Annotated in this window: 10 protein-coding genes and 2 riboswitches; of the genes, 9 read left to right on the top strand and 1 reads right to left on the bottom strand. The window is 30.7% G+C overall.

All coding sequences use genetic code 11. The features are described from left to right. Nucleotides 1–35: 35 nt before the first annotated feature. Together PTZ02_RS10280 and PTZ02_RS10275 are read left to right on the top strand one after the other, a co-directional pair. Nucleotides 36–1,250, top strand: coding sequence for an MFS transporter (locus PTZ02_RS10280; RefSeq protein WP_274227690.1), 1,215 nt, complete (start codon nt 36–38; stop codon nt 1,248–1,250). 176 nt (nt 1,251–1,426) lie between these two features. Further along, a riboswitch (purine riboswitch) is annotated at nt 1,427–1,529 on the top strand. Between the two features lie 25 nt (nt 1,530–1,554). Beyond that, the gene (locus PTZ02_RS10275; protein WP_274228091.1) at nt 1,555–2,952 is read left to right on the top strand and encodes an NAD(P)/FAD-dependent oxidoreductase; all 1,398 of its coding nucleotides are present in this window, start codon (nt 1,555–1,557) and stop codon (nt 2,950–2,952) included. Nucleotides 2,953–3,041: 89 nt separating this feature from the next. On the opposite strand, the gene PTZ02_RS10270 is transcribed toward PTZ02_RS10275, so the two are convergent. Then, nucleotides 3,042–3,653 (bottom strand): DUF6483 family protein, encoded by a 612-nt coding sequence (locus PTZ02_RS10270; protein ID WP_274227689.1) that lies wholly within the window; start codon nt 3,651–3,653, stop codon nt 3,042–3,044. Nucleotides 3,654–3,774: 121 nt separating this feature from the next. Between PTZ02_RS10270 and PTZ02_RS10265 the strand changes: the two genes are divergently transcribed. The 7 genes from PTZ02_RS10265 (at nt 3,775) to PTZ02_RS10235 (ending at nt 10,779) form a co-directional block, all read left to right on the top strand. Next, nucleotides 3,775–4,539: an exodeoxyribonuclease III gene (locus PTZ02_RS10265; protein ID WP_274227688.1), complete on the top strand. Its 765-nt coding sequence runs from the start codon at nt 3,775–3,777 to the stop codon at nt 4,537–4,539. Nucleotides 4,540–4,752: 213 nt separating this feature from the next. Then, a riboswitch (purine riboswitch) is annotated at nt 4,753–4,854 on the top strand. A 129-nt stretch (nt 4,855–4,983) separates the two neighbouring features. Further along, nucleotides 4,984–6,084: a BMP family ABC transporter substrate-binding protein gene (locus tag PTZ02_RS10260; protein ID WP_274227687.1), complete on the top strand. Its 1,101-nt coding sequence runs from the start codon at nt 4,984–4,986 to the stop codon at nt 6,082–6,084. A 70-nt stretch (nt 6,085–6,154) separates the two neighbouring features. After that, the gene (locus tag PTZ02_RS10255) at nt 6,155–7,663 is read left to right on the top strand and encodes an ABC transporter ATP-binding protein (RefSeq protein WP_274227686.1); all 1,509 of its coding nucleotides are present in this window, start codon (nt 6,155–6,157) and stop codon (nt 7,661–7,663) included. A gap of 13 nt (nt 7,664–7,676) precedes the next feature. Then, on the top strand, nt 7,677–8,732 hold the full coding sequence (locus tag PTZ02_RS10250) for an ABC transporter permease (protein WP_274227685.1): 1,056 nt from the start codon (nt 7,677–7,679) through the stop codon (nt 8,730–8,732). After that, nucleotides 8,729–9,655, top strand: coding sequence for an ABC transporter permease (locus PTZ02_RS10245; protein ID WP_274227684.1), 927 nt, complete (start codon nt 8,729–8,731; stop codon nt 9,653–9,655). Before PTZ02_RS10250 ends, PTZ02_RS10245 begins: the two co-directional genes overlap by 4 nt. Nucleotides 9,656–9,737: 82 nt before the next feature. After that, entirely contained in the window at nt 9,738–10,610 is an 873-nt protein-coding gene (locus PTZ02_RS10240; protein WP_274227683.1) for a DMT family transporter, read from the top strand. Nucleotides 10,611–10,617: 7 nt separating this feature from the next. Next, nucleotides 10,618–10,779 carry a hypothetical protein gene (locus PTZ02_RS10235; RefSeq protein ID WP_274227682.1) on the top strand — a complete coding sequence of 54 codons (162 nt, stop codon included), beginning with the start codon at nt 10,618–10,620 and terminating at the stop codon, nt 10,777–10,779. The last annotated feature ends 112 nt before the right edge of the window (nt 10,780–10,891 follow it).

Genomic DNA, 10,891 nt, shown 5'->3' with positions numbered 1-10,891 from the left:
TAAAGACTTAAATTATTTACGGGGGATAGCCTATTATGGTTAAAGAAAAAAGAAAAGTTAGGGAAAATAATCACATATCGAGTTTGGGAAAAATTCTTATGTTAATTCATGTGCTGTTTTCATTGTGTAATGCTCTTTCTAACACATTTGTAAATGTTTATCTATTTAGATTAACATCAGATTTAAAATACCTTGGAATATATAATATAATCGTCTACTTTTTTGTTCCGGTGGCATTTATATTATCAGGATATATAGCAAGGAAGAAAGGAACAACTTATTGCTTCAGGTTGGGAATAGTTTTTTATATAATATTTTATTTAAGTGTACTTCTTCTAAAGGAAAGGGTAAAAGAGTTTTTACCATTAGTAGGTGTATTTAGCGGGTTAGCAATGGGCTTTTACTATTATGGTTATAATAAACTAGTTTTTGATGTTACAGACGATAAAAATAGAGGATATTATCTTGGAATATCTGGCTCAATAATATCAATTACAGCTGCACTAGCTCCTATGTTATCAGGTTTTGTAATTGTTAATTTTATAGGTATGCTAGGTTATTACATAATCTTTGGAATAAGTTTTGCGCTATTTGTACTTGCAATTATATTGAGTAGCAAACTCAAAAATGAAAAATTAACTGGAACATTTAGGTTTAAAGAGACACTCCTAAATAGTGGATATAAACCTTGGGATAAGATAATGAGAGCTAATTTTTTGATGGGATTAAAAGATGGGGCTATGGCATATCTTTTAAATATATTAGTCTATCTAATATTCGGAAATGAACTTGCAATGGGAAAATATACAACAATAGTTTCGATTTTAGGAATAATCAGTTCATATATAGTAGGGAAATTGTATAAAAGAGACAAAGCATCAAAATGGTTGTTTTCTGCAGCAATATCAATTTTTATTTCCACTATTTTGTTAGTTATACTTAATAATAGGACAGGTATAGTTATAAATGGAATAGTATCCTCAATCTTCACAATATTTTGGAATGTTCCATTTAATGAAATTATGTATCATGTAGCCCATAAGGCAAGCGAGAAAAAAGATAATTTAGGTGATTTGTTAATAGTTAGAGAAATACCTATAGCAGCTGGAAGAATATTGGGCTTTATATTATATATTTCAATAAGTTTATTATTTGTTGGAGATACTCCAATAAAAATAATACTACCACTATTAGCATCCATTGGTGTTATAAACTTTATATATTTAAGAACAGTAATAAAAGAAAAATAATTAATTGTAAGGGAGACCTTCTACATTAGCTTGTAGAAGGTTTTTTATGTTAAAACTTAAGTCAAAAAAATTTAAAGACGAAAATTTTTATTAAATTTTAAAAAAACATACGGAAAACTATTGATTTTTATGGTAGAGTAGTATAAACTTTCGTATTGGGAAGAACTTTCCCGAGGAAAATGTTAAAAATGTTCACTTATATAAATCTGGGAATAAGGTCCGGATGTATCTACCGAGCTACCGTAAATAGTTTGAGCTATAAGTGCTGATCTTTTATTACACGACTTTAATAATGGAGGATGATATTATGTATGATGTAATAATAGTTGGGGCTGGTCCAGCAGGAATATTCACAGCATTAGAACTAGTTAAACAAGGAGCAGATAAGAAAATTCTGATTCTTGAGAAGGGTAAAAGCGTAGAGAAAAGACATTGTCCAAAAGATAAGACAAAAACTTGTGTATCGTGTAAACCATATTGTCATATAACTACAGGTTTTTCAGGGGCAGGAGCATTCTCAGATGGAAAGCTTTCACTAAGCTATGAAGTTGGCGGAGATCTTCCGAACTTAATTGGAGGTGCAAAAGCACAAGAATTTATAGATTATACAGATGGTATATATTTAGAATTTGGTGCAGATAGCAAAATAGAAGGAATAGATAATCCGGAAGAAGTTAAGAAAATTCGTAGAAAAGCTATTGAGGCAGGATTAAAATTAGTTGATTGCCCAATTAGACATTTAGGGACAGAGAAAGCACAAGAAATATATTTTAAAATAGAAAGATACCTTATTGAAAATGGTGTTGAAATTAGATTTGATACTTTAGTAAAAGATTTAATTATAGAAGATAACAAAATAAAAGGTGTGATATTTACAGATGCTCTTAAGAAAGCTTCAACTGATGAAGTATATGGAGAAAATATAATAGTTGCTGCTGGAAGAAAAGGAGCAGACTGGTTAAGTGATATGTGTGTAAAACATGATATTTCACATAGAGCTGGTACTGTAGATATAGGTGTGAGAGTTGAGATAAGAAATGAAGTAATGGAGGATGTTAATAAGGTTCTTTATGAATCAAAGCTTATTGGATATCCAGGACCATTTAATGATAAAGTGAGAACCTTCTGCCAAAATCCAGGTGGGTTTGTAAGTCAGGAAAATTATGATAATAACTTGGCAATTGTAAATGGACATTCTTATAAAGATAAAAAATCTCAAAATACAAATTTAGCTATATTAAGCTCACACAATTTTAGTGAACCATTTGATGAGCCAATAGAATATGGTAAAAAAGTAGCTGAACTAGTTAATATGCTTGGAAATGGAAAAATATTAGTTCAAAGATATGGAGATATAATAGAAGGAAAAAGAACTTGGCAGCATGAATTAGATAGAACTAATGTAATGTACACATTGCCAGATGCAGTTGCAGGAGATTTAACTGCCGCAATGCCGTATAGATCAATGACTAATATATTAAACTTTATACAAGCAATGAACACAGTAGTTCCAGGTTTTGCATCAAGTGAAACTCTTTTATATGGACCTGAAATTAAGTTTTATAGCAATAAAATAAATATAGATCAAAACTTTGAAAGTAACATAAAAGGTCTATACTGCTTAGGTGATTCAAGCGGATGGACAAGAGGTCTAATGATGGCTTCCTTAATGGGAGTTATCATGGCTAGAAATCTTTTATAGAAATTAATAAGCTTATAAAGATTCAATTGAGAATTTCCCAATAAAATAACTCCAGAATACATGAAGTGTTCTGGAGTTATTTATTTAATTTATTCGTTATTAACTTCGGATAATTGTTCTTGAATTTCTTCTCTTGTAAAATCATTTGCCTCTAAAGTCTCATCATCTAAAGCTAGTAGATAGCTATAAAAATCTATAAGCGCAGAAGTATAGTGAGGATTATTTTCTGCTAATTCATAAATGGAATCTTCAGCTTTTACATATTCGTTTAAATCCTTATAATAAGTAAAAAGTTTATGCTGTAATTCATCAGGAAGTTCGTATTCTCTTAATGCATCCATGATTTTAATAAATTCACCTTTGAATTGACTATCTTTAACATCGAAGTCTCTATCTAAAGACAATTCAAATATCTCATAGCTTTTATTTATTTTAGAGTAATTCTCTTCTTTAATACCTTCAATGAATAATAAAGTACTCACTATTAATACTCTGGAAAAATCCTTAATTCTTTCATTAGTAAGTAGATTAATTAATTCTTGAGAAGGTAAAGACTTTAGTAAGTCATAGTTAAACCCAGTATATTGTTTATAAATTTCTATTATATTATTTCTAAAATCTTCTAAATCCATATCTTCTATGTTTGGAACCTTCATCAAAAAATCAGCTACAATTTTATCACTTAAGTCGTTTTTGATCATTAAACAAACCTCTCTTAACACTAAATTTAATATATATTATTATATCATGTTGTTAAAAAGATAAAAATAAATTATTATGTTAATATAATTAATAATTATTATCCGAAAGGAAGGGATAGATATGAAGATAATTTCTTGGAATGTAAATGGATTAAGAGCGATATTAAAGAAAGAATTTTTGCCTTGGTTTAAAGAGGCTTCACCTGATATTTTATGTATTCAAGAAACAAAATTGCAGGAAGCTACACTGGAAGAGGAAGCTAAAAATATTGAGGGGTATTATTCTTACTTTTCTTTTGCTGAAAAGAAGGGGTATAGTGGAGTTGCAACCTATACCAAGATAAAGCCAAAGAACGTTTATCATGGTATAGGAATCGAGAAGTTTGATAGTGAGGGAAGAATTTTAATAACAGAATTTGATGAGTTTACCTTATTAAATATTTATTTCCCAAATGGGCAAATGAATGAAGAAAGGCTAAATTATAAGATGGAATTCTATGATGCCATTTTGGATTATTGCAATGACTTAGTTAAAAGCGGGATAAAATTAGTTATCTGTGGGGATTATAATACTGCACATACGGAAATGGATATAAAAAATGCCAAAGCAAATGAAAAAACTTCAGGCTTCTTACCGATGGAAAGAGAATGGTTAGATAAATTTATTTCAAATGGGTATACAGATACATTTAGATATATTAATCCTGAAGAGGTTAAGTATTCTTGGTGGAGTTATAGATTTAAAGCTCGTGAGAGAAATACAGGTTGGAGAATAGACTATCATTTTATTACTGATAGTTTGAAACCCAATTTAAAAGATGCAGAGATATTAAACGAAGTATTTGGTTCGGATCATTGTCCAATTACTATTGAACTTAGCTTTTAATTCGTGTTTATATATTTAGGATAAAGATGGTATGCATGCAAATTACCTAATTCTTGATAATGAAATGTTTTATGATTATGTTTTCATTTGATAAATTATTAAAAAATGCCTAATATATAAGTAAAAAGTTTATTTTTATAAAAGCTATTGATTTTTAAACTCTAACAGTGTAACATACAGTTATAAGATGGTTAATACGAACATTCGTATTAATTTGATGGTTATTATTCATTTCGTATATGTTTGATAATATGGATCAAACGTTTCTACCAGGAGGCCGTAAACTACCTGACTACGAATGTATAGTTTTTTGCGTACAAAAAAACTATACGTTCCTGGGCAGGCCTTGCTCAGGATTTTTTTGTTTTAATGAGAAATTTTAACAAAAGAAAACAAAACAAACAATAGTAAAAACAAAAAAATTAAATTTCGGGGGTAAATGTAATGAGAAAATTCCTAAAGGTAATTTTAAGTGCAGCTGTAGCAGCATCTGTAGTGTTAACAGGATGTAGCAGCACAGGAAGTGAAAAGAAAGAAGCGAAGAAGCTAACTGTTGGATTTTTATATGTAGGACCAATAGGTGACGGTGGATTCACTTACGCTCAAGATCAAGGTAGACTTTACCTTGAAAAGGAAACAGGAGTAAAAACACTTTACAAAGAATCTGTAAAAGAAGATAAGGCAGAAGTAGAAAAAGCTATTGATGATATGGTAGATCAAGGAGCTAATGTAATTATTGGAACAAGTTTCGGTTTCCAAGATGGTATGGTTTCATCAGCTAAGAAATATTCAGATGTAACTTTCCTACACTGTTCAGGATATGAAACTGCTGCTAATTTAGGTCAATATTTTGGTAAGATTCATGAAATGATGTACTTAAATGGAGTTGTTGCAGGTTTAAAAACTAAATCAAACACTTTAGGATTTGTTGGAGCATTCCCAATACCAGAAGTTATAAGAAATATAGATGCATTTACACTAGGTGCTCAATCAGTTAATAAGAACGTTAAAGTAAAAGTTTCATGGACTAATACTTGGTACGATCCAGCTAAAGAAAAACAAGCAGCTGAAGGATTAATAGATAAAGGTGCTGACGTTATAGCTCAACACCAAGATACAGCAGGTCCACAACAAGCAGCAGAAGCTAAAGGCGTTTACTCAGTTGGATACAACACAGATATGAGTAAAACAGCACCAAAAGCTAACATGACATCAGCAGTTTGGAACTGGGGTCCATACTTTGTTAAAACTATAAAGTCTATTCAAGATGGTACTTGGAAATCAGAAAAGTACTGGGGTGGTTATGAAGATGGAATAGTATCACTTGCACCGCTTACTTCAGTAGCACCAGAAGGAGCTAAAGATGCAGTAGCAAAAGCTGAAGATAAGATTAAGAGTGGAAAGAATGTAATATTCCAAGGTCCAATTAAAGATCAAAGTGGAAATGTTAAGGTTGCAGAAGGAAAAACATTAACAGATGATGAAATCTGGAATATAGATTGGTTTGTTCAAGGGGTAGAAGGAACAATTCCAAGCTCTAAGTAATATAGGGTTAAATTCAAAAATAAAGAACTGAAGAAGTAATTTCTTCAGTTCTAGTTTTATGGAGGCGTGAATGAATAATAATACACCATTAATATCGTTAATTAACATTGAAAAAAGATTTGGTACCGTATTAGCAAATCATAATATAAACTTAGATCTTTATAAGGGAGAAATTCATGCATTACTTGGAGAAAATGGTGCAGGTAAAAGCACACTTATAAATATAATTTCAGGAGTTTATTCTCCAGATGCTGGTGAGATAAAACTAAATGGAGAAAAAAAGAGTTTTGGATCCCCAAAAGAAGCTATGGATGCAGGAGTAGGAACAATTTATCAACACTTTAAGTTAGTTGAAGCAATGACTGCGAGAGATAATCTTAACTTAGGAAATAGTAAGGGATTGTTTTCAAAGGGCAAAAAGATAGATGAAGACATCATGGAAATTTGTAAAACTTATGATTTGGAAGTGGATTTAGATAAGTATGTATCCGATATGTCAGTTGGAGAAAAACAAAATTTAGAGATATTAAAGGTGCTTTATAGAGGAGCTAAAATATTAATACTAGATGAACCAACTACAGTATTTACACCACAAGAAACTGAAAAGCTATTTAAGATAATGAGAAAAATGAAAGAAGTTGGATGTGCAGTTATTTTTATATCTCACAAAATGGATGAGGTTATGGAAATAAGTGATAAAGTAACAGTTTTAAGAAAAGGGGAAACAATTAAAACTCTTATGAAGAGTGAAACATCACCTAAAGAATTGACTGAACTTATGGTAGGTAGAGCTGTAGAACTATCAATAGAAGCAGTAGAAGCAAAACAAGGAAAAGAACTTCTAAATGTAGATGGACTAACTGTACTTAGCGAAGAAGGAACTGAAGCTATAAGAAATATCTCTTTCTCTATAAAGGCGGGAGAAGTCCTGGGAGTTGCTGGAATAGCTGGTGCAGGACAAAAGGAATTATGTGAGGCTATTGCAGGAATTTCTAAAGTCAAAGCTGGAAAAATAGTATTTGATGGAGAAAACTTAGAAGGAAAAAATCCTAGGGAATTCGTTAAAAGAGGAATAAGTATGAGTTTCATTCCTGAAGATAGATTAGGTATGGGGTTGGTTGGATCTATGGATATGGTTGATAACTTACTTCTAAAATCCTACTATTCTCAAAAAGGACTTTTAATCGATAGAAAGCCAGTAATAAAAAGAGCTTTAGAACTTAAAGATAGATTAGAAATTAAAACACCTTCAATACATTTTCCGATAAGAAATTTATCAGGTGGAAATATTCAAAAAATACTGCTTGGAAGAGAGCTTAGTGTAGATCCTAAACTGCTTGTAATGGCATATCCAGTTAGAGGATTAGATATTAACACATGTTTTACTATTTATAATCTTATCAATGATGCAAAAAAGAATGGTACAGCTGTATTGTTTATTGGGGAAGATTTAGATGTTTTAATGCAACTGTGCGATAGAATAATGGTTATATGTAATGGAAATGTAAGTGGAACCATCGATAGTAAAGATGCAACAAGAGAGAAACTAGGACTAATGATGGTAGGGGCAGAAGCCTAAGGAGGATAGCATTTTGATTAGATTAGTTAAAAGAGAAGAAGTTAAAAAATCAACAAATATTAAGATAAGAATTCTTTCTATAGTAATAGCTATTTTAATTGCAGGAATTTTCTTGCTAATATTAGGGAACAATCCAGTAGATGTATTTGGAGGAATGATTAAAGGTGCATTAGGATCTCCAAATAGAATAAGACAAACAATTATTGTTGCAATACCTTTAGTAATTGCATCAATTGGAGTTGGTGTTGCATTTAAAATGCTTTTTTGGAATATAGGAGGAGAAGGCCAAATATTTATGGGGGCTTTTGGAGCTGCCATAGTTGCATTAAACTTTACAGCGTTACCGAAACCTATATTACTCTTGTTTATGTGCTTAGCAGCTATCATATGTGGCGGATTATGGGCAATGATAGCAGGATTTTTAAAAGTATATTTTAATACAAATGAAACTATTATTACGTTAATGCTTAATTATGTGGCACTTAAATTTATAACATTATTGCAGTTTGATTTACTTAAAGATAAAAATGCTATGGGATTTCCTAAAATAGCAAACTTCGCTGATAAAGCATTGCTACCTAAGTTATTTGGAGTACACATAGGGTGGATTATTGCATTAATTATTGTGGTAGTTTTCTTTATCTTTATGAATCATAGTAAATTAGGATATGAAATAGCAGTTTTAGGGGAAAGTAAAAATACAGCAAAGTATGCAGGTATTAATATAAATAAAACAATATTTAAAGCAGTTTTTATAAGTGGTGCTTTATGTGGCTTAGTAGGCTTTATTCAGGCTTCAGCTGTTAGTCAAACCTTATCAATTGAAGTTACAAATGGTGTAGGAAATACAGCTATTATAATAGCATGGCTTGCAAATTTAAATGCGATTTTTACCCTTGTAGTATCCTTCTTATTCGGAGTTCTAATTCAAGGTGGAGCATATATACAAACAGCTTTTGGAATACCAAATGCAGCAGCATCAGTTATTCAAGCATTAGTATTATTTTGTGTGCTAGCAGGTGAAATGTTTATTAGATATAAAATAGATTTTAAGGGGGTAAAAAGATGAATATAGAATCATTTTTACATGCAGCTATAATTGCAGGAACTCCTTTATTATTAGCTACTTTAGGAGAAATATTAACTGAAAAGGTTGGTAACCTTAACCTAGGAGTAGAAGGAATGATGCTTCTAGGAGCTGTTTTAGGATTTTTAGTGGGATATGGAACGGGAAATCCTATTTTAGCATTATTTGCAGCAATTGCAGCAGGAGCATTCGGAGCTTTTGTTTATGCAGTATTGACAATAACATTTAGGACTAATCAAGTAGTAACAGGATTAACATTAACCATTTTCGGAACTGGAGTTTCTTCATTACTTGGTCAAAAAGTAGTTGGTCAAGTAGTTCCGGATTCAGTAAAGAGTTTCTTTGCTCAAATGAAAATACCGGTGTTAGGTGATATTCCATTTATAGGATATATATTATTTAACCAAGATACCTTTGTATATATATCTTATGTACTTACTATAATTGTAGGTATTTATATGTATAAAACAAGGATCGGATTAAATCTAAGAGCAGTAGGTGAAAATCCTGGGGCAGCAGATTCTGTGAGTATAAATGTATCGCTCTATAAATATGTAAATATCATAATAGGAGGAGCTTTAGCTGGGCTAGGTGGAGCATATCTTTCACTAGTATATGTACCAGTTTGGCAAGATAATATCACATCTGGAAGAGGATGGATTGCAGTAGCTTTGGTAATATTCGCAGCATGGAATCCTTATAAAGCTATTTTAGGCTCATATCTTTTTGGAGGTTTAGATATTATTGGGTTTAGACTAGAAAAGACTATAATTTCTCCTTATATCTTAAGTATGCTTCCATACTTAGTAACAATTTTAGTATTAGTTGTAATATCAGTAAGAAAATCGAAGAAGAATGCACCACCAAGTTCATTGGGTTTACCATACTTTAGAGAAGAAAGATGATAAATTGCATATATAGTGTATAATTAATAAAGGAATTCAGTTTTTCTGAATTCCTTTAAGTTATTTTTTAAGGAGATTACTAATGAGGTATAACAGCACAATAAAATTAATGATTTCAATGCTTATATGGGGAAGCTTAGGGGTATTTGTTAAAAATATTAATTTGCCATCACAAGAAATAGCATTTTCAAGAGCAGTTATTGGAACAGTATTCATTTTTTTTATTAATAAATTTTATTTTAAAAATTCATTAAGTGAATTATTTGATAGAAAAAACAGAAGAACTTTATTTATCTTAATCATATTGGGAATATTCTTAGGCCTGAATTGGATTCTGCTTTTCCAATCATATAAGTATACAACAATTGCAAATGGAACACTAACATATTATTTAGCACCTGCACTAGCTATATTATTAGCCCCATTTGTTATAAAAGAAAGGATTAAATTAAAGAGCATTATATCAGTTGTGATTGCAATATTTGGACTATTTCTTATTCTCACTTCAAATAATACAAATCAAACAGGAGAATACAATCACTTTTTAGGTATATCTTTTGCACTATTAGCAGCTTTGGTATATGCACTTATTATTTTAATAAACAAAAAAGTGCAGGGTGTAAGTGGATTAAATAGTACATTTGTCCAAATGTTTGTAAGTGCGATAAGTTTATTGCCAATAATACTTTATAGAGGAGAATATACAATAACTTCAACAAAGACAGTTGGATACTTATTAGTAGTAGGAATTATTCACACTGGTTTAGCCTATATACTATATTTTACAAGTCTTAAAAGTTTAGCTACTGAAAAAATTGCAATCCTTAGCTATATTGATCCTGTCTCTTCAGTAATATATGGATTTCTATTATTGGGAGAAGGTGTAAGCATAAAAACCATAGTTGGTGGGATACTTATATTGAGTACAGGGATAATAAATATGGACAAGGAGTGAGAGATATATGAAAAAACAACAAAATAATACAGGAATAAAAGGCGATGTAATGAATGATGGTTTAAATTCAGAAGTAGGGTATAAAGCAGGTAATTTTACTAAAGATGCGGTTAAGGCATTTGAACAAAACGTAGCGAAAAATACACCTAAGGGTGATAGATTTAGATAATAAATAGGGTTTTTATAGGAAACTTAATTTATTCTTGTTTGATATCAGGCATAAATAAACTATTAGTTCAACTTAAAACCCTATAGATATAGGTTTGGTAGAGACTGTTGTA

The organism is Clostridium sp. 'White wine YQ' (assembly GCF_028728205.1).
GTDB lineage: Bacteria > Bacillota > Clostridia > Clostridiales > Clostridiaceae > Clostridium_T.
The sequence above is the reverse complement of the archived record's forward strand: the minus strand, read 5'-3'. Positions and strand labels throughout refer to the sequence as shown.